The organism is Aurantimonas sp. (genome assembly GCF_964217435.1).
GTDB classification, from domain to species: Bacteria; Pseudomonadota; Alphaproteobacteria; order Rhizobiales; family Rhizobiaceae; genus Aurantimonas; species Aurantimonas coralicida.
Window position 1 is genome coordinate 297,599 of record NZ_CAXPJM010000055.1, and the last position, 25,200, is coordinate 322,798.

A 25,200-nucleotide genomic window follows, 5' to 3' on the forward strand; every position below is an offset into this window, starting at 1 on the left:
GGATGCGACGCATGGGTGTCAAGCCTCGCGGCGCTTGTGGCGCAGCATTGCGGCACGCAGACGTTGGACCGCGAAGGACGCTGCCGGCGCGGCGTGGCTCAGCGGGCTTCGCGTCTCGCGGCGCGGCGGTCGCCGACGATCAGCATCCCGGTCATGACGATCAGCACCAGCGCCAGCCCGTACCAGGTGATGGCGTATTGCAGGTGATTGTTCGGGATGTCGATGACGGTCGTGCCGCCGACGGGTCCGCCACCCGGCGTCCCGGCCCGCCCGGCATCGACGAAGAACGGCAGCACCGTGACGCCGGCATCCAGCGCCAGCCCCCCGGCCATGGCGTCGATGTCGCGCCAGAAGAAGGTGTCGTTGCCCGGCTCGTTGTCCGGCACGAAATAGCCAGGCGTCTCGCGCGGCGCGTCGCGGGCAAGCCCGGTGACGGACACGACGCCCTCGCTTTGCCCCTCGGCTCGGCTGGCCGGATCACGCATCTCGTAGGGCACGTAGCCGCGATTGACGAAGACGACGGCGTCGGCATCGGTGAGCAGCGGCGTGAAGACGTTCCAGCCGGGCTTGCCCTCGAAGGTCGTGAGCATGAAGCGCTCGCCCTCATGCAGGAACCGCCCGGTGACGGTCACCGGCGTGTAGTCCACGTCGCCGGTGTCCGCGAAGCGGGCGCGCAGGGCGGCCAGATCAATCGGCTCGGCATGGATGCGGGCGTCGATGCGCTCCAGCATCGCCTGCTTCCACTGCATCCTCTCGACCTGCCACGAGCCCAGCCCGAGCAGGATCACGATCCCGACGAGGCAGGCGCCGAGCGCAAACCAGAACTTGCCCCGCGACATGCGCCGGGGAACGTATCCGGCGCCGCCTGCGCCGATGGACGAAGCGGAATCAGACGTCATCGCGAAGCCGGCCTTCCGACGCGTTGTGGCGATACTGCATGGCGATCATCAGGCCCTTCAACGCGCGCAGAAGCGGCAGGGCCAGCCCGAGGATCAGCGGCAGCCACAGGAGGAAATGCACCCAGAGCGGCGGATCGAAGGCGACCTCCACCCACAGGGCCATGCCGACGACGATGAAACCGACGATGAGGATCACGAAGACCGCGGGGCCGTCGCCCGAATCGATGAAGCCGTAGTCGAGGTCGCAGTTCGCGCAGCGCGGCGCCACCGTCAGGAAGCCGGCGAACAGCTTGCCCTCGCCGCAGCGCGGGCAGCGACCGAGGACACCGGCCTTCACCGGGTCGGCTGCTCTCTCGGGGCGTCCGCCTCTGTCGCTCAAATGCTCACTCCGTCATGGCTGGCCGGGATCCGTTGTGCAGCCCGCGGCGCGCATGGTCCTGAAACGAAGAAGGCGGCACATCGCTGCGCCGCCCTCGCAATTTCCGTTTGTCCGCCGCCTATTCGACGTGGATCGCGGCGCCCCAGCTGCCCCAGATATAGATGCAGAAGAAGAGGAACAGCCAGACGACGTCGACGAAGTGCCAGTACCAGGCCGCCGCCTCGAAGCCGAAATGCTTCTGCGGGGTGAACTGGCCTTTCATGGCGCGCAGCAGGCAGACCGCCAGGAAGATGGTGCCGACCAGGACGTGGAAGCCGTGGAAGCCGGTCGCCATGTAGAAGGTCGAGCCGTAGATCGAGCCGCCGAAGGCGAAGGGCGCGTGGGCGTATTCGTAATACTGGACGTAGGAGAAGATCACGCCGAGCACCACGGTGAGCGTGAGGCCCCAGATCAGGCCCTTGCGGTCGTCGTGCAGCAGCGCATGGTGCGCCCAGGTCACGGTCGTGCCCGACAGGAGCAGCGTGACCGTGTTGAACAGCGGCAGATGCAGCGGGTCGAGAACCTCGATGCCCTGCGGCGGCCACTGACCGCCCAGCACCTCGGTGCGGGCCGCCTGGATCGCCTCGTTCGGGAACAGGCTGGCGTCGAAGAAGGCCCAGAACCACGCCACGAAGAACATCACCTCCGAGGCGATGAACATGATCATGCCGTAGCGCAGGTGCAGCGAGACGACGCGGGTATGGGCGCCTTCCTGACCTTCCTTGATGGTGTCAGACCACCACGCATACATGACGTAGAGAACGAGCGCGAGGCCGAGATAGAAGATCCACGGGCCGGCGAGATCGACGCCGAACATGACGAACTGGCCGCCCGCCGCATAGCGCATGAAACCGACGAGACCGATCATCATGATGAAGGCCCCGGCCGAGGCTAGGAACGGCCACGGGCTCGGATCGATGATGTGATAGTCATGCTTGGCGTGCGTGTCGGCCATCGCGGGTCCCCGGTCTCTTCTGAATGCCCTGCGGTCTGCTTAGCGAAACTCGCTCGGCAACTCCAGCATCTGATTGGTGTTTTCGACAGTCACCGCGATCGCTCGCGGCTCTCTAGAGTTGATCGGTCGTCGGTGTTCTCGTCGTCTCGCTCTTGCTGGCGGCCACCGGGGCCTCCGCTTCATCGAGCGGGAAGAAGGTGTAGGACAGGGTGATCCCCGGCGCGTCCTTGAGCTCTTCGGCCTCCAGCATGTCGGCATCGACATAGAAGACGATCGGCATGTCGATCTCTTCGCCCGGCTGCAGGGTCTGGTTGTCGAAGCAGAAGCAGGCGATCTTGTTGAAGTAGACGCCGGCGGCCACCGGGGTGACGTTGAAGGTCGCCTGGGCCCGCACCGGCTTGTCCGACAGGTTCTTGACGTGGAAACTGGTCTCGCGGGTCTCGCCCAGCTTGACGGTGACCTCGCGGTCGTTCGGACCGAACTTCCAGGGCAGCCCCGGCGCGACATTGCCGTCGAAACGCACCAGCACCGTCCGGTCGATCACCTGGCTCGGCGCGGTCTCGGCGCGCTGGGTGGTGCCGCCATAGCCGGTGACCTGGCAGAACAGGTAGTAGAGCGGCACCGAGGCGTAGGCGGCGCCGACCATGCCCACCGCGAAGGCGGCGCAGGCAACGGCGATGACGAGGCCGCGGCGCCGTGCCGGCTGCGCGGATGCGTTGGGCTGGGTGTCGGTCATGTCGACAGCTTCGCGAGAGTGACGAAATAGAAGATCACCACCAGCGAGATCAAAACGACGCCGATGGCGATGGAGCGATTGCGCCGGGCGCGCTGCTGCGCCTCGGTCAGGCGGATGCGATCATCGTCCATCTCAGTACCACCCCGCCGGCAGCAGCGACCGCGCGACGGCTTCGCCGAGCAGGATCACGAAGAGCGCGAAGAGATAGACGATCGAGAAGGCGAACAGCTTCTTGGCCGGCAGCATCTTCTCGTCGCCGTCCGGCATCCGGAACGTCGCATAGGCGTGGCGCAGGAAGTTCGCGCCCAGCAGCACAGAGGCGACACCATAGACCGGCCCGGCAAAGCCGAGCAGCCACGGGGCGACACCGACCGGCACGAGGACCAGGGAATAGAGGAATATCTGGAGGCGCGTCGCCTGCTCGCCGGCGACGTTCGGAAGCATCGGGACGCCGACGCTGCCGTAATCCTTCAGCTTGAACATGGCCAGCGCCCAGAAATGCGGCGGCGTCCAGAGGAAGATGATCAGGAACAGGACGATGCTCTCGATCGCCACGCCACCGGTGACGGCGGCCCAGCCGACCATCGGCGGAAACGCCCCGGCCGCACCGCCGATGACGATGTTCTGCGGCGTCGAGCGCTTCAGACCCATCGTGTAGATCACGGCGTAGAAGAAGATGGTGAAGGCCAGAAGCCCCGCGGCGAACCAGTTGGACGCCAGTCCCAGCATGGAGACGGCGAGCAGCGACAGGATCAGGCCGAAAGCGAGCGCTGCCTCGCGGTCGATGCGGCCCGCCGGGATCGGCCGGTTGGCGGTGCGCGTCATCACCGCGTCGATGTCGGAATCGTACCACATGTTCAGCGCGCCCGAGGCGCCCGCCCCGATGGCGATCGACAGGATCGAGATCACCGCCAGCGTCGGGTGGATGGCGCCGGGCGCCAGCGCCATGCCGGTGATCGCGGTCAGCACCACGAGCGACATCACCCGCGGTTTCAAGAGGGCAATGTAGTCACGCGGCTCCGCCAGGCTGATCGCCGGCATCGCGTTGGTGTGATTTGCGTCGAGAAGCGTCAAGTCGAACCTCGAACCCGTTCGGCGCGATCCTGACCCCGCCTGGGGCCGGTCGTCGTGCGAACCGTTGCGTCGTTCTGCCATCGGCCTTGTTCCACATCCGTCGGGATGCTGCGCCGTGGCTTGCAGTCGCGGCTCCCGGACTGCGGAACCGTCAGACGATCAGGCATCCCGGATACGGAGATCCGGGATGCCGATTGATGTGCGGGAGACCGCCTGCGAAGGGTCTCAGCGGACCCGCGGCAGCTCTTCCCACTGGTGGTACGGCGGCGGCGAAGGCAGCTGCCATTCCAGCGTCGTCGCACCCTCGCCCCACGGGCTCGGACCGGCGATGCGCTTCTTGGAGAAGGCCTCGAAGACACCGTACAGGAACACCAGCACGGCAAAGCCCGAGAGATACGAGCCCATCGAGGACACGTAGTTCCAGCCGGCATAGGCTTCCGGATAGTCGACATAGCGGCGGGGCATGCCGGCTGCACCCAGGAAATGCTGCGGGAAGAACACGATGTTCACGCCCACGAAGGTCAGCCAGAAGTGCAGCTTGCCGATCGTCTCGTTGTACATGTAGCCGGACATCTTCGGGAACCAGTAGTACCAGGCCGCGAAGATCGCGAACACCGCACCCAGCGACAGCACGTAATGGAAGTGGGCGACGACGTAATAGGTGTCGTGCAGCACGCGGTCCATGCCGGCATTGGCCAGCTTCACACCCGTCACACCGCCGACGGTGAACAGGAAGATGAAGCCGATCGCCCAGAGCATCGGCGTCTTGAAGCTCAGCGAGCCGCCCCACATCGTCGCGATCCAGGAGAAGATCTTGATGCCCGTGGGAACCGCGATGACCATCGTCGCGAAGACGAAGTAGCGCTGCGTGTTGAGCGAGATGCCGGTGGTGTACATGTGGTGGGCCCACACGACGAAGCCGACGACACCGATCGCGACCATGGCGTAGGCCATGCCCAGATAGCCGAAGACCGGCTTCTTGGAGAAGGTCGAGATGATGTGGCTGATGATGCCGAAGCCCGGCAGGATCAGGATGTACACTTCCGGGTGGCCGAAGAACCAGAACAGGTGCTGGTACAGGATCGGGTCACCACCGCCGGCCGGCGAGAAGAACGTCGTGCCGAAATTGCGGTCGGTCAGAAGCATGGTGATCGCGCCGGCCAGGACCGGGAGCGAGAGCAGCAGCAGGAACGCCGTCACCAGCACGGACCAGGCGAACAGCGGCATCTTGTGCAGCGTCATGCCGGGAGCGCGCATGTTCAGGATCGTGGTGATGAAGTTGATCGCACCGAGGATCGACGAGGCACCCGCCACGTGCAGCGAGAAGATCGCCAGATCGACGGCCGGCCCGGGATGACCCGAGGTCGACAGCGGCGGATACATGGTCCAGCCCGTGCCGGCGCCGTTCGAACCCGGTGCACCCTCGACGAACATCGACAGGATCAGCAGCGGGAAGGAGAAGGCGAGCAGCCAGAAGGAAATGTTGTTCAGCCGCGGGAACGCCATGTCCGGCGCGCCGATCATGATCGGCACCATCCAGTTGGCAAAGCCGCCGATCAGCGCCGGCATGACCATGAAGAAGATCATGATCAGGCCATGGCCCGTCGTGAACACGTTGTAGAGCTGCGGGTCGCCGAAGATCTGCAGACCCGGCTCCTGAAGCTCCATGCGCATGGCGATCGACAGCGCACCGCCGATGATGCCCGCGCAGATCGAGAAGATCAGGTAGAGCGTCCCGATGTCCTTGTGGTTGGTCGAATAGACCCAACGCCGCCAGCCGGACGGCATGTGCGCGTCGTGGGCATCGTGAGTGGCACCATATGCCATATCGAGCTCCCTCAAACCCTGTTCGTGTTAGCGGCCGGCCACGGCGACGGAGTCACCGGACTGGATCCGCGCCGTCAGCTGTGCATTGGCGTCCTCGAGGCTGCCCGACGCGGCTGAGTACCACGCGGCGAACTGCTCCTTGGACACGACGCGCACGGCGATCGGCATGTTGTAGTGAGCCTGGCCGCAGAGCTCGGAGCACTGGCCGTAGAAGATGCCCTCGCGCTGCGCCTCGAACCAGTATTCGTTGAGGCGGCCCGGCACGGCATCGACCTTCACGCCCAGCGACGGCAGGGCGAAGGAATGGATGACGTCGCCCGAGGTCGAGATCAGGCGGATGACGGTATCGACCGGCACGACCATCTCGTTGTCGACGGCGAGAAGGTGCGGATAGACGTTACGATCGGCCTTGCCGCTCGCATCGCGATCATCCTCGATCAGCGGGTAGGATTCGAAGGAGACCGGCTCGGCCTCCGCTTCGGCCGACACTTCGGACGGCTGGTATTCGTAACCCCAGTACCACTGGTAGCCGGTCGCCTTGACGGTCAGCTCCGGCTCGCTCGGCGGATTGTACTGCGCCGTCAGAAGCTGGAAGGACGGCACCGCCAGGAAGAGAAGGACGATCACCGGGGCGAGCGTCCAGACCACCTCGATCATGGTGTTGTGGCTGGTACGCGACGGGACCGGATTGCGCGAAGCGCGATAGCGGAACACCACCCAGGCCAGAAGCACGGCGACCAAAATGGTGATCGGAATGATGAAGGCGAGCGTGTAGTCGCTGAACCAGTGGATCTGCGCCTCGATGGGGGACAGCGCTTCCTGCAGGCCCATCTGCCAGGGGTGCGGCTGACCCGGAAGCAGGTCACTCTCCTGTGCGACAGCCGAACCGGCGGTCCCCATGGATGCCATCGCGGCAAAGATCGATCGTTTCACTCGCATTGTCTCCCTGCGCGCTCGTGCGTCAGTGGTGGGAACCGGCGTTTCGGGGACGAATAGCGCCTGCCGCCATCCGGCGCCAGCACCGGCATCCCGCGAAATCGGAAGAATCTTCGGCTCGCCGCTTAAAACCACGAAACCCGGCGCGCCGCAACATCTTAGAACCATCGCAAGCTTGCGGCATTTTTGCGCCGCGACCGGCATTCCGGCGCCTCCACGGCATCGCCGCGCGGACGATTCGCATTGCCGCGACCGGGCCCGTATGTGGCCGCTCCGGCCCGTTCTGTTCGACGGACGCTGTCCGGTAACCATTTGTTTGCTATAACGCCGGCACATTCCAATCCAGTCTCGAACCGGATGACCCGATGATCAGAACCCTTCAGACGGCGGCTGCGGCCCTCGCCCTTTGCGCCGCCAGCCTTCACCCGGCCTTCGCCCAGTCCGGCGCCACCGGCACCGTCAAGTCCCAGCACGGCGCCTGGGCCATCGTCTGCGACCAGCCGGCGGGCGCCTCTGGCGACCAGTGCGCGCTCCTGCAGAACGTCGTCGCCGAGGACCGTCCGGAGATCGGCCTGTCGATCGTTGCCCTGAAGACCGCCGACCAGCAGGCCCGGATCCTGCGGGTCCTGGCGCCGCTGGGCATTCTCCTGCCGAACGGTCTCGGCCTCTATGTCGACGGCAAGGATATCGGCCGCGCGCAGTTCGTGCGCTGCTTCGACGACGGCTGCTATGCCGAGGTGATCCTCGCCGACGAACTCCTGAAGACGCTGTCGGGCGGCGCCACCGCCACCTTCATCGTCTTCCAGACCCCCGAACAGGGCATCGGCATCCCGGTCGATCTCAACGGTTTTGCGGACGGCTTCGCCGCCCTCCCCTGACGCTCTGCGGAGACGGTTTGCGCCCCGGCGCGGACCGTCTGCCATCGCATCGGGCGGCGCCCCTGTTGGCAGGCGGCGCCGCGACGCTTATCTGCGGGGCCTGTTGCCAGAGGAGTCCTGCCATGTCCGCGTCGCTGATCGAGCGCTTCGACATCTCACGCGCCGAGATCGACGCGATTCTCGGGGAAACCCTGTCCGGCGCCGATGATGGCGAGCTGTTCCTCGAATACCGCGAATCGGAATCGCTGGTCTTCGACAATGGCCGCCTGAAGGCCGGCAATTTCTCCACCGACCAGGGCTTCGGCCTGAGGGCCGTGGCCGGCGAGGCCGTCGGCTACGCCCATGCCGGCGACTTTTCCGATGCCGCGCTGAAGCGCGCCGCAAAGGCGGTCTCCGCCGTGAAGACCGGCCGCAACGGCAGCTATGCCGAAGCGCCGGCCGGCACCAACCACAAGGTCTATGGCGACGAGAACCCGATCCCCTCACCCGGCTTCGAGGCGAAGGTCAGGCTGCTCCAGGACATCGACGCCTATCTGCGCGGCCAGGGCGACGACGTGCGCCAGGTCTCCGTCACGCTCGGCTCGCAATGGCAGAATGTCGAGATCCTGCGCGCCGACGGCCGGCTGGTGAAGGATGTGCGCCCGCTCGTGCGCATCAATGTCTCCGTCGTGTGCGGCGAAGGCGACCGGCAGGAATCCGGCTCCTTCGGCGCCGGCGGGCGCACCGGCTTCTCCGAATTCTTCGTCACCGAGAACTGGCAGGCCATCGCCGACAAGGCGATTGCCCAGGCCAGGGTCAATCTGCGGGCCGTCGCGGCCCCTGCCGGCACCTTCGACATCGTGCTGGCCTCGGGCTGGCCGGGCGTCATGCTGCACGAGGCGGTCGGCCACGGGCTGGAAGGCGACTTCAACCGTAAGAAGACCTCGGCCTTCTCCGGCCTGATGGGCCAGCAGGTCGCCGCAAAGGGCATCACCGTCGTCGACGACGGGACGGTGGCCGAGCGCCGCGGCTCGCTGACCATCGACGACGAGGGCACGCCCTCCAACCGCACCGTGCTGATCGAGGACGGCAAGCTGGTCGGCTACATGCAGGACCGCCAGAACGGCCGGCTGATGGGCATGGCCTCCACCGGCAACGGCCGGCGCCAGTCCTATGCCCATGTGCCGATGCCGCGCATGACCAACACGATGATGCTGGACGGTCCGCACACGCCGGAAGAGATCCTCGCCTCGGTGAAGGACGGCATCTATGCCGTCTCCTTCGGCGGCGGGCAGGTCGACATCACCTCGGGCAAGTTCGTCTTCGGCTGCACCGAGGCCTACCGCATCCGCGACGGCAAGGTGGCCGAGCCGGTGAAGGGCGCCATGCTGATCGGCAACGGCCCGGAGGCGATGCACCGGGTCTCCATGGTCGGCAACGACGTGGCGCTGGATACCGGCATCGGCATGTGCGGCAAGAACGGCCAGGGCGTGCCGGTCGGCGTCGGCCAGCCGCATCTGCGCATGGACCGTATGACGGTGGGCGGCACCGAGACCTGAGCCGCCGCCCTCCCGCAGCCCCTCCCCGATCGCGCCCCGACAGCCGGACGAGTGCCATGCAGTTCCAGTCGATCCTCATCCTGACAGGTGCCGGCATCTCGGCCGAATCCGGCGTCGACACCTTTCGCGACGTCGGCGGGATCTGGTCGAAGGTCCGGCTGGAGGACGTGGCGACGCCGGAGGGCTTTGCCCGCGACCCGGCCATGGTCCATGATTTCTACAACCAGCGGCGGGCCGGGCTCGCCGGCGTGAAGCCCAACCCGGCCCATCTCGCTCTGGCACGGCTCGAGCGGGAGTTTTCCGGCAGCGTCACGGTGGTGACCCAGAATATCGACGATCTGCACGAGCGGGCCGGCTCGCGCGGCGTGATCCACATGCATGGCGAACTGGCCAAGGCACTCTGCGCCCGCTGCGGCACACGCGGCCCGTCGCCCGATCAGCTGTCGACGGAACTGGCCTGCCGCCAGTGCGGCAGCCTGGCGGGCATGCGGCCGGACGTCGTCTGGTTCGGCGAGATGCCGTACCACATGGACATGATCTACGACCGGCTGGCCGCGGCCGACCTGTTCGTGTCGATCGGCACCAGCGGCGCGGTCTATCCCGCCGCCGGCTTCGTCGAGGACGCGCGGGCCAATGGCAGCCGCACGCTGGAGCTCAATCTCGAGCCGTCGGCCGGCACCACGCTGTTTTCGGAAGCGCGGCACGGGCCGGCCAGCCGCCTCGTTCCCGACTTCGTCGACGAGATGCTGGCGCGGCGCTGAGCCGCAGGCCGTTCGCCCTTACGGGTAGAGCCGCTCTATGTCCCAGCCGGCGCCCGGTTCGCCGCGCGGCGTGAAGATGGCGCGGTCGTGCAGGCGGAACTGGCCGTCATGCCAGAACTCGATCTGGGTCGGCATCAGCCGGAAGCCCGACCAGTGCGGCGGGCGCGGCACCGGGCCGTCGCCATATTCGGCGCCGAGCGCGGCGACCTTTTCCTCCAGGACTTTCCGGCTTGCCAGCGGGCGCGACTGGTGGGATGCCCAAGCGCCGATGCGGCTGCCCTGGGGGCGCGAGGCGAAATAGGCGTCGGCCTCGGCGTCCGAGACGATCTCGACCGGACCGCGCACACGCACCTGCCGGCGCAGCGACTTCCAGTGGAAGCACATGGCCGCCTTGCGGCTGGCCAGAAGCTGGGCCCCTTTGGCGCTCTCGAAATTCGTGTAGAAGACGAAGCCGCGCGCATCGAACTCCTTCAACAGGACCATGCGCACATCCGGCAGGCCGGCGGCGTCCACCGTCGCCAGCGCCACCGCGCCGGGATCGTTGGGCTCGCTCGCCTCGGCGTCTTCCAGCCAGGCCGAAAACAGCGCGATCGGATCGTCGCCGACGGGTCTTTCACCAAGAGTTAAGGCTTCGCTAGCCATTATCGTCATGATCCTTTGCATATGACATCGTCGCAACGATTCGCGGCGCGGCGCCGTAACAGATAAGAGATCGATGGCATCGTTCCAAATCCTCCTGGCCGGCCTGCTCGCGCTCGCGCTCGGCGGATGCGTGGTAGCCGGCCCGAATGCGGGCGACATGATCGACGACACGCTGATCACCGGCTCGATCGCGCCGCGCCCTGCCCCGGCGGCCTCGAGCGACAATTCGGCGATCCCCGATCTCGAGCGCCTGTCCGACCGGCGCACGGTGCGCAACGCGGTGTCGGCCGCCGACATCGAGGCCGCGGCCAAGAGCTATCCCTGGGCCAATCCGCAGACCGGCACCAACGGCGTGATCAGCGCCCTGCAGGAAGTGCGCAACGGATCGCGCATCTGCCGGACCTTCCAGACCTCGCGCCAGCGCTTCGACGGCGTCGCGCTCTACAATGGCGAGGCCTGCACCACCGGTGCCGGCGAATGGGCCCTGGTGCGCTTCGACGAGAACGGCTGAGGCGATCCTGGCGCCGATCCGGGCCCTCGACCCTTAAATTCCATGGCGGCATCCACCATATAGGCGCAGGGCGCGGACCCTCCGCGTCACATTCGCCCAGCCATCATTCGTGAAGGACCCATTGCGTCATGCGCGACCCTTACGCCGTCCTCGGCGTTGCCAAGACAGCGAGCGAAAAGGAGATCAAATCCGCCTTTCGCAAGCTCGCCAAGCAGTATCACCCGGATGCCAATGCCAGCGATCCGAAGGCTGCGGCGCGTTTCAACGAGGCCAATCAGGCCTATGAAATTCTCGGTGACAAGGACAAGCGCGCGCAGTTCGACCGGGGCGAGATCGATGCCGAGGGCAAGGCGAAGTTCCAGGGCTTCGGCGGCGGCGGCAGCCCGTTCGGCGCCGGCGGCTTCGGCGGCGGACGCGGCCAGCGGCCCGGCGGTTTCGACTTCCGCTCGACGGGCGGCCCGGAGGATATGGGCGCCGAGGGGCTGTTCTCGGACTTCTTCGAGCAGGCCTTTGCCGGCGCGGCCGGTGGCCGTCGCTCGGCCGGACCCGGCTTTGCCGGCGCCCGTAATGCCAGCACCAAGGGCGAGGACATCAACGCCAATCTGAAGGTCAAGCTGGCCGACGTCGTTTCCGGCGCCAAGGTCGAGGCGATCTTCCCGACCGGCAAGCGGCTGGCGATCCGGCTGCCGGAAGGCGTCGAGGACGGCCAGACGATCCGCCTCAAGGGACAGGGCCAGCCGGCCCCGGTGCCCGGCGGCAAGCCCGGCGACGCGCTGGTCACCGTGCAGTTCGCGCCCCATCCGCGCTTTCGCATCGATGGCCGCGACCTGATCCACGATCTGCCCGTGCCGCTGAAGACCGCGGTGCTCGGCGGCAAGGTCGAGGTCGAGACCCTCGACGGCCGCATCGCGCTGACCATTCCGGCCTGGACGAATTCCGGCAAGACGTTTCGCCTGCGCGGAAAGGGTCTGACGACGAAGGCGGGTGGACGCGGCGACCTGATGGCGTCGGTGCGCATCATGCTGCCCGAGGGCGACGCCGATCTCGCCGCGCTGTTCCAGAAACAGGCCGAGCGCGAAGACGCCATCGGCTGATCGGCCACGGTCGCCCGGCAAACGACGCCCCTGCCGGACAGGGCGGTGCAAGCGTGCTTGAAGGCCCGGCGGGGCTATGCCATACCCGCCGCCGCCAAAGCATTGTTTGCACGCTGTCTTGAGGGAGTCGCGCCATGGCCGAATCGAAGGGTCTGATGACCGGCAAGCGTGGCCTCGTGATGGGCGTCGCGAACAACCGCTCGATTGCCTGGGGCATCGCCAAGGCGGCCCGCGAGGCCGGTGCGGAACTCGCCTTCACCTATCAGGGGGACGCGTTGCGCAAGCGGGTCGAACCGCTGGCCAAGGAGCTCGACGCCCTGGTCGTCGGCCATTGCGACGTCAGCGACGCCGCCTCCATCGATGCCTGCTTCAAGACCATCGAGGACGAATGGGGCAAGCTCGACTTCCTCGTCCACGCCATCGGCTTTTCCGACAAGGACGAGCTGACCGGTCGCTATGTCGACACGAGCGAGGCGAATTTCTCCAAGACCATGCTGATCTCGGTCTATTCCTTCACGGCGGTCGCCCAGCGCGCCGAGAAGCTGATGACCGATGGCGGCTCGATGCTGACCATGTCGTATTACGGCGCCGAGAAGGTGATGCCGAACTACAATGTCATGGGTGTCGCCAAGGCCGCGCTCGAGGCCAGCGTCCAGTATCTGGCGGTCGATCTCGGCCCGAAGAACATCCGCGTCAACGCCATCTCCGCTGGCCCGATCAAGACGCTGGCCGCCTCCGGCATCGGTGATTTCCGCTACATCCTCAAATGGAACGAGTACAACGCGCCGCTGCGCCGCACCGTGACCATCGACGAGGTGGGCGATGTCGGCCTCTATTTCCTGTCGGATCTGTCGCGCTCGGTGACCGGTGAAATCCACCATGCCGATTCGGGCTACCACGTGGTCGGCATGAAGGCCGTCGACGCGCCCGACATCTCGGTCGTCAAGGACCTGCCGTAAGCCGGTCCCTCTCTCCGACGCCATGGCGGATGCTGCGATGATTTCGACCGAACTCTATCTCTGCCGCCACGGCCAGACCGACTGGAACGCCGAAGGCCGGCTGCAGGGTCAGGAAGACATTCCGCTCAACGCCCTCGGTCGCGAACAGGCCCGGCGCAACGGCCTGTGCCTGCGCAACATCCTCGGCGCCGGCGCCTCCGGCTTCAGCTTCCTGTCGAGCCCGCTCGGCCGCGCCGTCGAAACGATGCGGATCATCCGCGCCGAACTGGACCTTCCCCCGGACGATTTCGAGACCGATCCGCGCCTGGTGGAGCTGCATTTCGGCGACTGGCAGGGCTCCACCCTCGACGAGGTCCGCAAGGGCGATCCGGACGGGCCGAAGCGGCGCAAGGCCGACAAGTGGAACTTCGTGCCGCCGGGCGAGAAGGCCGAATCCTATGCGCTACTGGCCGAACGGGTGCGCCCCGTCTTCGAAAGCCTGTCGCGGCCGACCATCGTGACCGCCCATGGCGGCGTGTCGCGCTGCATCCTGCGCATGTATGGCGGCTTCGACGACCGGGCGGCCGCCCGCGGCGACATCGCCCAGGACCGCATCCTGCACTGGCTCGACGGCGGGCTGACCTGGGTCTGAGGGCTCCTCAGCCGGCGTCGACGATGCGCAGGGTCTCGGTCTCGCCGAAGATCAGCACCACGTCCATGCCGGGCTCGACGACGTCGTAGTCGAAATTCTCCGGCAGGCGGTAGGTGACGCCGTCGCTGAGCCGCAACTGGGCGTGCTCGCGGTCGATCGCCTCGATGGTGCCGTCGACTTCTTCCGCCATGGCCGGGATCGTCATTGCCACGGTGAGAAAGGACGTCGCGAAGAATGCGAGAATCTGCCTGGTCACTGTATGGTCCTTCCACCTCCGCCGCGACCGCCATCATGGCACGCGGCGTTCTCGCTGCCCCTCTCCGGGGCGTCTGTCAGCTGCGATGTTTGGCCCCGATTGTGTCAATTCTCGTGCGCGAAAATTACAATTCGTTTCGATCCGTTGCATTTGACGGATTTGGTTAAGCTAACGTAAGCGAGGCTTCCTCCAGGCCTCTTCTCCTTTCGGCGGAATTCCATGTCCCACAACAGCTTCGGTCATCTCTTTCGCGTCACCACCTGGGGCGAGAGCCACGGGATCGCGATCGGCTGCGTGGTCGACGGAACGCCCCCGGGAACCCGGTTCTCGGAAGCCGGCATCCAGGCCTATCTCGACAAGCGCCGCCCCGGCCAGTCTCGCTACACCACCCAGCGCCAGGAGCCCGACCAGGTGCGGGTGCTGTCCGGCGTCATGCCCGGCGAGACCGAGGGCGAACTCGTCGCCACCGGCACGCCGATCGCGCTGGAGATCCAGAACACCGACCAGCGCTCGAAGGACTATTCCGACATCGCCCGGCGCTACCGGCCCGGCCATGCCGACATCACCTACGACATGAAATACGGCGTGCGGGACTATCGCGGCGGTGGCCGCTCCTCGGCCCGCGAGACCGCGACCCGCGTGGCGGCCGGCGCCATCGCCCGGCAGATCGTGCCGGGCCTGACGGTCCGCGCGGCCCTCGTCCAGATCGGCACCATCGCCATCGACCGCAGCCGCTGGGACTGGGACGAGGTCGACCGCAACCCGTTCTTCTGCCCCGACGCCGAGACCGCCGAACGCTGGGCGGAGCATCTGGACGCCGTGCGCAAGAGCGGCTCGTCGGTCGGCGCCATCGTCGAGGTGGTCGCCGAGGGCGTGCCCGGCGGCCTCGGCGCGCCGATCTACGCCAAGCTCGACGGCGACATCGCCGCCAACCTGATGTCGATCAACGCCGTGAAGGGTGTCGAGATCGGCGACGGCTTCGCCGCCGCGACCCTGTCGGGCGAGGAGAATGCCGACGAGATCCGCATTGGGCCCGACGGCGCGCCGCAATTCCTGACCAACCACGCCGGCGGCATTCTGGGCGGCATCTCCACCGGCCAGCCGGTCGTGGCGCGCTTCGCCGTCAAGCCGACCTCGTCGATCCTCACCCCGACCCGCTCGGTCGACGCGGACGGCCAGGAGGTCGACGTGATGACCAAGGGCCGCCACGATCCCTGCGTCGGCATCCGCGCCGTGCCGATCGGCGAGGCGATGGTCGCCTGCGCGGTGGCCGACCATTATCTGCGCCATCGCGGCCAGACCGGACGGGGCTGACGCCCCTCCCCACCTCCGGCACGGGCCGGATCGTCAAACAAATCGTTGAACAGGTCCGCGAGGACGCTAAGGTCGCCCCATGCGGACACGTCTCTACCATCACCCCATCTTCGCCGAGCATCTGACCGGTCCCGGCCATCCCGAGCGCCCCGAGCGCATGCAGGCGGTCACGGCCGCGCTCGAGGACGAGGCGTTCCAGCATCTCGACCGGGCCGAGGCGCCGGAGGGCGCGCTGGAGGCGATCTATCGCTGCCATCCGGAGGATTACGTCCGCAAGGTTGCGACGACGATTCCCGAGGAAGGGCTGGTGCGCGTCGACAACGACACCATCGTCAGCCCGAAGAGCTTCACCGCGGCGTTGCACGGCGTCGGCGCCGCGACGGCGGCCGTCGACGACGTGATGACGGACGAATGCGACAATGTCTTCGTCGCAGCACGGCCGCCCGGCCACCATGCCGAGCGCCAGACGGCGATGGGCTTCTGCCTGTTCAACAACGCCGCCATCGCCGCGCGCCACGCCCAGGCGGTCCACGGCCTCGACCGCGTCGCCATCGTCGACTGGGACGTCCACCACGGCAACGGCACCCAGGACATCTTCTGGGAGGATTCGTCGGTGATGTACTGCTCGACCCACCAGATGCCGCTCTATCCGGGCACCGGCGCCAAGGGCGAGACCGGCCAGGGCAACATCGTCAACGCGCCGCTGTCGGCCGGCGACGGCAGCGACGTCTTCAAGGACGCGTTCCGCTCGCGGGTGCTGCCGGCGCTGCGGGACTTCCACCCCGACCTCGTCATCATCTCGGCCGGCTTCGACGCCCATCACCGCGATCCGCTGGCCAATCTGCAGCTGACCGAGGCGGATTTCGACTGGGCCACCGCCGAACTGATGGCGCTGGCCGACCGGGCCTGCGACGGCCGGCTTGTGAGCCTTCTCGAAGGCGGTTACGACCTGCACGGCCTTGCGGTCTCCACCACCGCCCACGTCAAGCGGATGATGACCGGCTGACCACGACCTCTCTTCGACGAGAGGCCCGGCACCGGACATTCGGAAACACCAGACAGACGGACACCATGCCCGAACGCGACGACGCCCCGCTCCCGACCGACGATTCCGACATTGCCGAGATGAGCTTCGAGAATGCCCTCGCGGCACTGGAGCGCATCGTCTCGGATCTCGAACGCGGCGATGTGCCGCTGGACCGCTCGATCCGCATCTACGAGCGCGGCGAGAAGCTGAAGAACCATTGCGACCGGCTGCTCTCCGTGGCCGAGGACAAGGTCGAGAAGATCAAGCTCAACCGCGCCGGCAAGCCGGTCGGCACCGAGCCGCTCGACCCCGATTGAGACGCTCCCCCGAAGGGCAAGGCAACCGGACGTTCCCTCCGGCCGTTGTCCGTTCGTGTTTGCGGCCAGCGGGTTGAACCTCGCGTTTTGGAACCGATGTAAAGTGTTTCGCGCCGCTGGCGCGTGCATCTGACAGGCAGTGAAAGGTCCCGCCAGTGTCTTCGAAGTCGGTAACGCCACTGCTCGACCAGATTTCCTCCCCCGCCGATCTGCGGACCCTGAAGGAAAGCCAGCTCCGGCAGGTGGCCGACGAGCTGCGCACCGACCTGATCGATGCGGTCTCCAAGACCGGCGGCCATCTGGGCGCAGGCCTCGGCGTCGTCGAACTGACGGTGGCGATCCATCACGTCTTCAACACGCCCGACGACCGGCTGATCTGGGATGTCGGCCACCAGGCCTATCCCCACAAGCTTCTCACCGGGCGCCGCGACGGCATGCGCACCGTGCGCCAGGAAGGCGGCCTGTCGGGCTTCGCCAAGCGCACCGAGAGCGAATACGACCCGTTCGGCGCCGGCCATTCCTCGACCTCGATCTCCGCCGGCCTCGGCATGGCCGTGGCACGCGACCTTTCCGGCGGCAAGAACAACGTCATCGCGGTGATCGGCGACGGCGCGATGAGCGCCGGCATGGCCTATGAGGCGATGAACAATGCCGGCGCGCTCGACGCGCGGCTGATCGTCATCCTCAACGACAACGACATGTCGATCGCTCCGCCGACCGGCGCGATGAGCGCCTATCTGGCGCGCCTCGTCTCCGGCAAGACCTATCGCAGCCTGCGCGACCAGGCGAAGTCGATCAGCCAGCACCTGCCCGGCTTCTTCCGCGAGGGCGCCCGGCGCACCGAGGAATATACCCGCGGCTTCTTCACCGGCGGCACGATGTTCGAGGAGCTCGGCTTCTACTATGTCGGGCCGATCGACGGCCACGATCTCGACCATCTGCTGCCCGTCCTGAAGAATGTCCGCGACGCCAGGACCGGCCCGATCCTCGTCCATGTCGTCACCAAGAAGGGCAAGGGCTACGGCCCGGCCGAGAACTCCGCCGACAAGTACCATGGCGTGTCGAAGTTCGACGTCATCACCGGCGCCCAGGCCAAGTCCAAGGGCAATGCGCCGAGCTATACCGGCGTCTTCGCCGACAGCCTGATCCAGGAGGCGCAGGACGACGACAGGATCGTCGCGGTCAACGCCGCCATGCCCAGCGGCACCGGGCTCGACAAGTTCGGCGAGATCTTTCCCAAGCGGACCTTCGACGTCGGCATCGCCGAGCAGCACGCAGTGACCTTCTGCGCCGGACTTGCGAGCGAGGGCTACAAGCCCTTCGCCGCGATCTACTCGACCTTCCTGCAGCGCGCCTACGACCAGATCGTCCACGACGTGGCGATCCAGAAGCTGCCGGTGCGATTTGCCATCGACCGGGCCGGCTATGTCGGCGCCGACGGGCCGACCCATGCCGGCTCCTTCGACACCGGCTTCCTGTGCCCGCTGCCGGGCATGGTGGTGATGGCCGCCGCCGACGAGGCCGAGCTGCGCCACATGGTGCGCACCGCCGCCGTCTACGACGAGGGCCCGATCTCCTTCCGCTATCCGCGCGGCAACGGCACCGGCGTCGACATGCCGGAACGCGGCGAGGCGCTGGAGATCGGCAAGGGCCGCATCGTCAGGGAGGGCACCAAGGTCGCCATCCTGTCCTTCGGCACACGCCTCGCCGACAGCGTCGCCGCGGCCGAAGAGCTGGAAACCTTCGGCCTGTCGACCACCGTTGCCGATGCGCGTTTCGCCAAGCCCCTCGACGCCGAGCTGATCGGTCGCCTTGCGCGCAACCACGAGGTGCTGATCACCGTCGAGGAAGGGGCCAGCGGCGGCTTCGCCTCGCAGGTGCTGGAGCATCTGGCGGCCCGCGGCCTGCTCGACCACGGCCTGAAGATCCGGCCGCTGATCATGCCCGACCGCTTCCTCGACCACGCCGCGCCGGAGACGATGATCCGCCAGGCGGCACTCGACCGGCAGGGCATCGTCGACACCGTCTTCCGCGCCCTCGGCACCGAAGCCAGCCGCGTCCTGCAGGCGTAACCTCCTCCTCGATAAAGGGCTTCGCGCGCGTTACTGCTTGCCATTTGCCGCCGCTGGCCGCATGACCTGCCGATGGCTTCCACCGAAGAACAACATCTGTCGCGCGTCCGGCTCGACGTCCTCGTCAGCGACCGCGGTCTTGCCGCCAGCCGCGCCCGTGCGCGCGACGCGATCATGCGCGGTCACGTCAAGGTCGACGGGCAGACCGTCACCAAGCCGAGCCTCAACGTGCCGCCCGAAAGCGAGATCACGTTGGACGACCCGGCCGCCGACTATGTCTCGCGCGCCGGGCTGAAGCTGGAAGCCGCGCTCGACCAGTTTGCCATCGCCGTCGAAGGCCGCACGGCCGTCGATCTCGGCGCCTCGACCGGCGGCTTCACCGAGGCGCTGCTGCGCCGCGGCGTCGCCCATGTGGTCTCCATCGACGTCGGCCACGGCCAGATGCATCCGCGCATCGCCGCCGATCCGCGCGTCACCCCGATCGAGGGCCTGAATGCCCGCGACCTGACCCGCGAGGATATCGGCGGCCGCTCCTTCGATCTGCTGGTCGCCGATGTCAGCTTCATCACCCTGCGGCTGGCGCTGCCGCCGGCCCTGGAGCTGGCGGAGCCCGGCACCACCGGTGTCTTCCTGGTGAAGCCGCAATTCGAGGCCGGGCGCGAGGCGATCGCCAAGAACGGCCTCTTGCGCGATCCCGACAGCGCGCCGCAGGTGGCCGAGGCCGTGCGCGACTGGCTCGCCGCCCAGCCCGACTGGCAGGTGAAGGGGCTCGCGCCCTCGCCGATCCCGGGCGGCGACGGCAATCACGAATTCCTGCTGATCGCCGAAAAATCATGAGCCTGGAACTGACCATCGACCGGCTCGGGGCGCAGGGCGACGGGGTCGCCGACACGGCCTCCGGGCCGGCCTTCGTGCCGTTCACCCTGCCGGGCGAGCGGGTCGAGGCGACCGAAGCCGGGCGCCGCTTCCGCCTCGACGCGGTCCTCACCCCCTCGCCGCAGCGCCGGACGCCGCCCTGCCCGCATTTCGGCACCTGCGGCGGCTGCGACCTGCAGCATGCCGATGATGCGCTCTACACCGCCTTCAAGCGCGACGTGGTGGTCGATGCCCTGGCGCGCGTCGGCCTCGACACCGAGATCGCGCCGCTGGTGACCTGCCCGCCGGCGTCGCGTCGCCGGGTGGCGCTGTCGGCGGTCGGCGCCGGCAAATCCGTGCATCTCGGCTTCAATGCGGCCCATTCGGACCAGATCGTGCCGATCGAGGTGTGCCCGATTGCCCTGCCTGCGATCCAGCGGGCCCTGCCCGCGTTGCAGCGGCTCGCCGCGCTGCTGGCCGATCGCAGGACACCGCTGAAACTCACCGTGACCGTGACCGACACCGGTCTCGACGTCGCCGCCACCGCGGCGCCCAAGCTGGCCGAGGGCAAGCGGCGCCAGGCTATTGCGCTGGCCGTCGGCGAAGGCTTCGCGCGGCTCACCGTCGACGGGGAGATCCTCGTCATGACGCGGCCGCCTTCGATCGCCTTCGACGGCATCACCGTCGAGTTGCCGCCCGGCGCCTTCGTCCAGGCCGTGGCCGCAGCCGAAACCGCGATGGCATCGCGGGTGACGAAGCATCTGGCCGGCGCCAAGCACGTCGCCGATCTCTTCTCGGGCTCCGGCACCTTCGCGCTGCGTCTCGCCGTCCAGTCGCGGGTCCATGCGGTCGAATCGGAAGCCGCGCCGCTTGCCGCCATGACCGCCGCCTGGCGCACCCGTCCCGGCCTGAAGCCGCTGACGACCGAGCGCCGAGACCTCTATCGCCGGCCGATCCCGGCGAAGGAGCTGAAGGCCTATGACGGCCTGGTCTTCGATCCGCCACGCGCCGGCGCCGAGGCGGTGTCGCAGGAGATCGCGGCATCGAAGATCAGCCGCGTCGCCGCGGTCTCGTGCAATCCGGTCACGATGGCCCGCGACCTGCGCATTCTCGTCGATGGCGGCTTCCGCCTCGTCGAGGTGACGCCGGTGGACCAGTTCCTGTGGTCGCGCCATGTCGAGGCGGTCGCGCTTCTGGAGCGCTGACCGGCCGCCCGCGCCGCCGCGATCCCTTTGATTCTCCGCGACCGAGCGACTAAGCCCCTGCCATGACCGGATATCTCACCCAGTATGGCTACGCCTTCCTGTTCGTGGTCGTGCTGTTCGAATCCACCGGCATTCCGCTGCCGGGCGAAAGCATTCTGGTCGCTTCCGGCATGCTGGCCGGCGAAGGATCGCTGAACATCTGGGCGGTGCTGTTCGCCGCCTTCGCCGGATCGATCGTCGGCGACAATCTCGGCTATGTCGTCGGCCGGCGCTACGGGCGGCGGATCGTCGTGCGCTGGGGCTCGCGCTTCGGCCTCGGCGAAAAGCGCTTCGCCATGGTCGAGGAGCGCTTCAAGAATTACGGCTTCGCCGTCGTGCTGGTCGCCCGCTTCGTCATCATCCTGCGCCAGCTCAACGGCTTCGTCGCCGGCACGATGCGGATGAGCTGGCCGATCTTCCTGTTCTACAACTGCATCAGCGCCGCCCTGTGGAGCGCCGCCTACGGTGCCGGCGCCTATCTGTTCGGCTCGGCCTTCCGGCATTTCTTCGAGGGCTATTCGACCTGGCCGATCTTTGTCATCGCGGCGCTTGTGTGCGTCATCGGCATGGTGGGAACCTACAAGTTCCTGTTTGCCGAAGAGGATGACGAGACGCCGGCCGAAGATTCCGACACCGCAGATGATGCCTCGCTGCGCGGCAAGTCCTGACAGGCCCCCGCGGCCACGCCCCGCGCGGCGGGGCGCCGACCGGTCAGCGCGACATGAAGGCCATGAAGGCGGCGCGGGCCTCGTCCGAGGTCAGCCGCTCGGAGAAATGATCGATCTCCCGCTCGATCCGCGCCACGATGTCCTTGCGGTCGCCGCGCAGGAGCTCGCGTGCGATCGCCACGGCCTTGGGCGGCTTGTGGGCCAACCGTTCGGCGGTCTCGCGCGCTACCGCCTCGACGTCCTCCTCCACGACCTTGTAGACGATCCCCGCCTCGCGGGCGGCTTCCGCATCGAAGGTGTCGCCCAGCGCCAGCAGCGCGAAGGCCCGCTGGTCGCCCATGATGCGCGGGCCGATCAGGCTGGACCCGGCCTCCGGCGTCAGGCCGAGATCGATGAAGGGCGTGCGGAAGACCGAGCGCGACGAGGCGAAGGCCATGTCGCAATGCATCAGCAGCGTCGTGCCGATACCGATCGCCAGGCCGTCCACCGCGGCGATCATCGGCTTCGGCGCGGTCGCGACCGTCGTCAGGAATTCGTGGATCTCGGTGCGCTGCAGCCCGCCCTGCGCCAGCGTCAGGAAATCCTTGATGTCGTTGCCGGCGGAAAAGGCGCCGGGCACGCCGCAGATCAGGATCACCCGCACCGCCTCGTCGCCGGCCGCGCCCTGAAGCGCGGCGGTGATCGTGCGGTACATGTCCAGCGTGATGGCGTTCTTCTTGTCCGGCCGGTTCAGCCGGATGGTCAGGACGCCGTTTTCCGTCGTCGTCTGGATCAGGTCGGTCATGGTCGCGGTCCTACTGCAGGATCGAATGGGCAGCCGCGAGGCTGGCGGCGCCGCCGACGACCTGCCGCTTCAGGGCACCGGTCTCCGACAGGAGGTTCTCTGCCATGAAGCGGGCGAGATGGGCGCGCTCGGTGCGGGTCGTGTCGGCCAGCGCCGCCTTGGCGAGATAGACCGCGCCGGCGGTGAGGCCGAACAGCCGCAGATAGGGCGTCGCACCGGCAAGGGCGGTGTCCATGTCCCTGGCGGCCGTGGCGTTCGACAGGAACTCCGTCGTCTCGCGCAGATCGGCCATCGCCGTGGCAAGCGCGTCGCCGGTCTCGCCGAAGGCCGCCTCGTTCTGGCCGCGCACCGCCTCGATCGTCTCGTCCAGCTCGGCGAAATAGCGGCGCACCGCCTCGCCGCCCGACTGGCCGATCTTGCGGGCGACGAGATCGATCGCCTGGATGCCGTTGGTGCCCTCGTAGATCGGCGCGATGCGCGCGTCGCGCAGCAGCCGGGCCGCCCCGGTCTCCTCCACGAAGCCCATGCCGCCATGCACCTGGATGCCGAGCGAGGCGACCTCGACGCCGATATCGGTGGAGAACGCCTTGGCGATCGGCGTCAGGAGATTGGCGCGCTCCTTCCACGCCGCCGACGCCTCGGCGTCGGCGCGATGCGCCTTCGCCATGTCGGTCGCGTGGCCGCAGGCATAGGTGATCGCCCGCACCGCGCCGGTCAGCGACTTCATCGTCAGCAGCATGCGGGCGACGTCGGGATGGTCGAGGATCGGGCTCATCTCGCCGCCGGCTTCCGGGTTCTTGGCCAGCCGGGTCGCGCGGCCCTGGCGGCGCTCGCGGGCATAGTCGAGCGCCTTCTGGAAGGCGGCTTCCGCGACGCCGATGCCCTGCACGCCGACCAGCAGACGGGCATTGTTCATCATCGTGAACATGCAGGCGAGACCGCGGTTCTCCTCGCCGATGAGATAGCCGACCGCACCGGCCTCCTCGCCGTCGACGCTGCCGTCGCCGTAGATCATCGTGCAGGTGGGCGAGCCGTGGATGCCGAGCTTGTGCTCGACCGAATGGCAGAAGGCGTCGTTGCGGCGTCCGAGCGAGCCGTCGGCGTTGACCAGGAACTTCGGCACCAGGAACAGCGAGATGCCCTTCACGCCGGCCGGTGCGTCGGGCAGGCGCGCCAGCACCAGATGGACGATGTTGTCGGTGAAGTCGTGCTCGCCATAGGTGATGTAGATCTTCTGCCCGAAGATCCGGTAGCTGCCGTCATCGGCCCGTTCGGCCTTGGTCTTCAGCGCCGAGAGATCCGATCCAGCCTGGGGTTCGGTCAGGTTCATCGTGCCCATCCAGGCGCCGGTGACCAGCTTTTCCAGATAGGTCGCCTTCAGCTCATCCGAGCCGTGGGCCTCCAGCGCCTCGACCGCGCCGACGGTCAGCGTCGGCCCGATGGCAAAGCCCATCGAGGCGGAGTTCCACATCTCGAAGACGGCGGCCGACAGCGAGGTCGGCAGGCCCTGGCCGCCATATTCCTCCGGCCCGGTCAAGGCGTTCCAGCCGCCGGCCGACCAGCTTTCGTAGAGCGCCTTCCAGCCGGTCGGCGTCGTGACCACGCCGTCCTTCACCGAGGTCCCCTCGCGGTCGCCGACATCGGCGAGCGGCGCGATCTCCTCGCCGGCGAAGCGGCCAGCCTCTTCCAGCACGGCGTCGAGCAAATCGGGGGTCAGTTCGCCCAGGAGGCCCTGTTCCATCGCCGCTTCCAGTCCCGCGACCTTTTTCAGCGCGAAGGCGATGTCATCGACCGGTGCCTTGTACATGGTAGATCTCCTCATGCTCGAACCGAGCGAATTGCGACGGAGGCAGGCTCACGACGCAATTACCTTTTACGTAATCGTCAATCAACAGGAGCGGAACCGAAAGCCGCCCGAACCATTCTACTGGCATCACTCGAAGGGAGATTTGCATGCGGTTCGTGCGGTATGGTGACCGGGGCTCTGAACGGCCCGGTTTGCTCGACAACGACGACCGTATCCGCGACCTCTCCGAGCATCTCTCCTCCCAGACCAGCGAGTCTCTCGACCCCGACCGCCTCGCCGCGGCCGGCCGGCTCGATCCCGCGTCGCTTCCACTGGTGGCCGAAGGCGTGCGGCTGTGCAAGCCCGTGCGGCGCATCGGCAAGATCATCGGCGTCGGGCCGAACTATCACGACGCGGCGGCCCAGGCCGGCTTCAAGGTCAATCCCGAACCGACGCTGTTCCTGAAGGCGGCAACGGCGGCCTGCGGGCCGAACGACCGGATCGAACTGCCGAAGCTGGCGAGCCGCGTCGACTGGGGCGTCGAGCTGGCCGTGGTGATCGGTCGCACGGCCAAATATGTCAGCGTCGAGGAGGCCATGCGGCATGTCGCCGGCTTCACCCTCGCCAACGACGTCACCGAGCGCAGCTTCCAGCTGCAGCGTGGCGGCCAGTGGTCGAAGGGCAAGTCGCACGACACCTTCGCGCCGCTCGGGCCCTGGCTGGTGACGCCGGATGCGATCGGCGACCATGACGCGATCGATCTCTGGCTGGACGTCAACGGCGAACGCCAGCAGAGCGCCAGCACCGCCGGCATGATCTTCAAGGTGCCGTATCTGATCTCCTACATCTCCCGCTTCATGCGGCTGGAGCCCGGCGACGTCATCCTGACGGGCACGCCGGGCGGCGTCGGCCTGTCCTACGACCCGCCGCGCTTCCTGAAGGCCGGTGACCGGATCACCGTTGGCGGCACCGGCCTCGGCAGCCAGTCCTCGCTCTGCGTGGCAGTCTGACACGCGGA

27 protein-coding genes are annotated in these 25,200 nt (G+C 67.4%); 15 read left to right on the top strand and 12 right to left on the bottom strand.

Annotated features, from left to right (window positions below):
• Nucleotides 1-98: 98 nt before the first annotated feature.
• From ACEQX1_RS20720 to coxB, 8 genes are all read right to left on the bottom strand, one after another.
• On the bottom strand, nt 99-899 hold the full coding sequence (locus ACEQX1_RS20720; RefSeq protein WP_370193327.1) for an SURF1 family protein: 801 nt from the start codon (nt 897-899) through the stop codon (nt 99-101).
• Nucleotides 889-1,278 carry a DUF983 domain-containing protein gene (locus ACEQX1_RS20725; protein WP_370193326.1) on the bottom strand — a complete coding sequence of 130 codons (390 nt, stop codon included), beginning with the start codon at nt 1,276-1,278 and terminating at the stop codon, nt 889-891. The genes ACEQX1_RS20720 and ACEQX1_RS20725 overlap by 11 nt, the downstream gene beginning before the upstream one ends.
• Before the next feature lie 118 nt (nt 1,279-1,396).
• Nucleotides 1,397-2,272 (bottom strand): cytochrome c oxidase subunit 3, encoded by an 876-nt coding sequence (locus ACEQX1_RS20730; RefSeq protein ID WP_370193325.1) that lies wholly within the window; start codon nt 2,270-2,272, stop codon nt 1,397-1,399.
• Between the two features lie 112 nt (nt 2,273-2,384).
• A complete protein-coding gene (locus tag ACEQX1_RS20735; protein ID WP_228240140.1) occupies nt 2,385-3,008 on the bottom strand; it encodes a cytochrome c oxidase assembly protein in 624 nt (207 codons plus the stop codon).
• Complete coding sequence (locus tag ACEQX1_RS20740; protein WP_266102103.1) at nt 3,005-3,139, bottom strand: hypothetical protein; 135 nt, start codon at nt 3,137-3,139, stop codon at nt 3,005-3,007. The genes ACEQX1_RS20735 and ACEQX1_RS20740 overlap by 4 nt, the downstream gene beginning before the upstream one ends.
• Before the next feature lies 1 nt (nt 3,140).
• Nucleotides 3,141-4,049 carry a heme o synthase gene (locus ACEQX1_RS20745; RefSeq protein ID WP_370193333.1) on the bottom strand — a complete coding sequence of 303 codons (909 nt, stop codon included), beginning with the start codon at nt 4,047-4,049 and terminating at the stop codon, nt 3,141-3,143.
• A 258-nt stretch (nt 4,050-4,307) separates the two neighbouring features.
• Nucleotides 4,308-5,909: a cytochrome c oxidase subunit I gene (ctaD, locus tag ACEQX1_RS20750; protein WP_024349987.1), complete on the bottom strand. Its 1,602-nt coding sequence runs from the start codon at nt 5,907-5,909 to the stop codon at nt 4,308-4,310.
• Nucleotides 5,910-5,936: 27 nt separating this feature from the next.
• Complete coding sequence (gene coxB, locus ACEQX1_RS20755; RefSeq protein WP_029702899.1) at nt 5,937-6,848, bottom strand: cytochrome c oxidase subunit II; 912 nt, start codon at nt 6,846-6,848, stop codon at nt 5,937-5,939.
• 362 nt (nt 6,849-7,210) lie between these two features.
• Here coxB and ACEQX1_RS20760 point away from each other — a divergent pair, with 362 nt between their 5' ends.
• The 3 genes from ACEQX1_RS20760 (at nt 7,211) to ACEQX1_RS20770 (ending at nt 10,022) form a co-directional block, all read left to right on the top strand.
• Complete coding sequence (locus ACEQX1_RS20760; protein WP_009210621.1) at nt 7,211-7,723, top strand: invasion associated locus B family protein; 513 nt, start codon at nt 7,211-7,213, stop codon at nt 7,721-7,723.
• 122 nt (nt 7,724-7,845) lie between these two features.
• Nucleotides 7,846-9,261 (top strand): metalloprotease TldD, encoded by a 1,416-nt coding sequence (gene tldD / locus ACEQX1_RS20765; RefSeq protein ID WP_188075824.1) that lies wholly within the window; start codon nt 7,846-7,848, stop codon nt 9,259-9,261.
• A 56-nt stretch (nt 9,262-9,317) separates the two neighbouring features.
• Nucleotides 9,318-10,022: an NAD-dependent deacylase gene (locus ACEQX1_RS20770; protein ID WP_024349984.1), complete on the top strand. Its 705-nt coding sequence runs from the start codon at nt 9,318-9,320 to the stop codon at nt 10,020-10,022.
• 18 nt (nt 10,023-10,040) lie between these two features.
• On the opposite strand, the gene pdxH is transcribed toward ACEQX1_RS20770, so the two are convergent.
• Nucleotides 10,041-10,664 carry a pyridoxamine 5'-phosphate oxidase gene (gene pdxH / locus ACEQX1_RS20775; protein WP_370193322.1) on the bottom strand — a complete coding sequence of 208 codons (624 nt, stop codon included), beginning with the start codon at nt 10,662-10,664 and terminating at the stop codon, nt 10,041-10,043.
• Nucleotides 10,665-10,737: 73 nt separating this feature from the next.
• On the opposite strand from pdxH, the gene ACEQX1_RS20780 reads away from it, so the two are divergent.
• The 4 genes from ACEQX1_RS20780 (at nt 10,738) to ACEQX1_RS20795 (ending at nt 13,859) form a co-directional block, all read left to right on the top strand.
• Nucleotides 10,738-11,175 (top strand): RT0821/Lpp0805 family surface protein, encoded by a 438-nt coding sequence (locus ACEQX1_RS20780; protein ID WP_370193321.1) that lies wholly within the window; start codon nt 10,738-10,740, stop codon nt 11,173-11,175.
• 128 nt (nt 11,176-11,303) lie between these two features.
• Nucleotides 11,304-12,269, top strand: a complete 966-nt coding sequence (locus ACEQX1_RS20785) for a DnaJ C-terminal domain-containing protein (RefSeq protein ID WP_187391318.1) — start codon at nt 11,304-11,306, stop codon at nt 12,267-12,269.
• Between the two features lie 134 nt (nt 12,270-12,403).
• A complete protein-coding gene (fabI, locus tag ACEQX1_RS20790; protein WP_009210626.1) occupies nt 12,404-13,228 on the top strand; it encodes an enoyl-ACP reductase FabI in 825 nt (274 codons plus the stop codon).
• 37 nt (nt 13,229-13,265) lie between these two features.
• The gene (locus ACEQX1_RS20795; RefSeq protein WP_370195560.1) at nt 13,266-13,859 is read left to right on the top strand and encodes a histidine phosphatase family protein; all 594 of its coding nucleotides are present in this window, start codon (nt 13,266-13,268) and stop codon (nt 13,857-13,859) included.
• A gap of 7 nt (nt 13,860-13,866) precedes the next feature.
• On the opposite strand, the gene ACEQX1_RS20800 is transcribed toward ACEQX1_RS20795, so the two are convergent.
• Nucleotides 13,867-14,115: a DUF1344 domain-containing protein gene (locus ACEQX1_RS20800; protein ID WP_040325888.1), complete on the bottom strand. Its 249-nt coding sequence runs from the start codon at nt 14,113-14,115 to the stop codon at nt 13,867-13,869.
• Between the two features lie 219 nt (nt 14,116-14,334).
• Here ACEQX1_RS20800 and aroC point away from each other — a divergent pair, with 219 nt between their 5' ends.
• From aroC to ACEQX1_RS20835, 7 genes are all read left to right on the top strand, one after another.
• Nucleotides 14,335-15,429 (top strand): chorismate synthase, encoded by a 1,095-nt coding sequence (aroC, locus tag ACEQX1_RS20805; protein ID WP_370195561.1) that lies wholly within the window; start codon nt 14,335-14,337, stop codon nt 15,427-15,429.
• A gap of 79 nt (nt 15,430-15,508) precedes the next feature.
• Nucleotides 15,509-16,435: a histone deacetylase family protein gene (locus tag ACEQX1_RS20810; RefSeq protein WP_230784867.1), complete on the top strand. Its 927-nt coding sequence runs from the start codon at nt 15,509-15,511 to the stop codon at nt 16,433-16,435.
• Nucleotides 16,436-16,500: 65 nt separating this feature from the next.
• On the top strand, nt 16,501-16,773 hold the full coding sequence (locus tag ACEQX1_RS20815; RefSeq protein WP_009210630.1) for an exodeoxyribonuclease VII small subunit: 273 nt from the start codon (nt 16,501-16,503) through the stop codon (nt 16,771-16,773).
• 155 nt (nt 16,774-16,928) lie between these two features.
• On the top strand, nt 16,929-18,845 hold the full coding sequence (gene dxs / locus ACEQX1_RS20820; RefSeq protein ID WP_370195562.1) for a 1-deoxy-D-xylulose-5-phosphate synthase: 1,917 nt from the start codon (nt 16,929-16,931) through the stop codon (nt 18,843-18,845).
• Between the two features lie 72 nt (nt 18,846-18,917).
• Entirely contained in the window at nt 18,918-19,682 is a 765-nt protein-coding gene (locus ACEQX1_RS20825; RefSeq protein WP_370195563.1) for a TlyA family RNA methyltransferase, read from the top strand.
• A complete protein-coding gene (locus ACEQX1_RS20830) occupies nt 19,679-20,905 on the top strand; it encodes a class I SAM-dependent RNA methyltransferase (protein ID WP_370195564.1) in 1,227 nt (408 codons plus the stop codon). The genes ACEQX1_RS20825 and ACEQX1_RS20830 overlap by 4 nt, the downstream gene beginning before the upstream one ends.
• 62 nt (nt 20,906-20,967) lie before the next feature.
• On the top strand, nt 20,968-21,612 hold the full coding sequence (locus ACEQX1_RS20835) for a DedA family protein (RefSeq protein ID WP_370195565.1): 645 nt from the start codon (nt 20,968-20,970) through the stop codon (nt 21,610-21,612).
• Between the two features lie 43 nt (nt 21,613-21,655).
• Here ACEQX1_RS20835 and ACEQX1_RS20840 read toward each other — a convergent pair whose 3' ends face one another.
• On the bottom strand, nt 21,656-22,396 hold the full coding sequence (locus ACEQX1_RS20840; RefSeq protein ID WP_277021371.1) for a crotonase/enoyl-CoA hydratase family protein: 741 nt from the start codon (nt 22,394-22,396) through the stop codon (nt 21,656-21,658).
• Between the two features lie 10 nt (nt 22,397-22,406).
• On the bottom strand, nt 22,407-24,203 hold the full coding sequence (locus ACEQX1_RS20845; RefSeq protein WP_370197604.1) for an acyl-CoA dehydrogenase: 1,797 nt from the start codon (nt 24,201-24,203) through the stop codon (nt 22,407-22,409).
• 146 nt (nt 24,204-24,349) lie between these two features.
• On the opposite strand from ACEQX1_RS20845, the gene ACEQX1_RS20850 reads away from it, so the two are divergent.
• Complete coding sequence (locus ACEQX1_RS20850) at nt 24,350-25,192, top strand: fumarylacetoacetate hydrolase family protein (RefSeq protein WP_230784874.1); 843 nt, start codon at nt 24,350-24,352, stop codon at nt 25,190-25,192.
• Nucleotides 25,193-25,200: the final 8 nt, after the last annotated feature.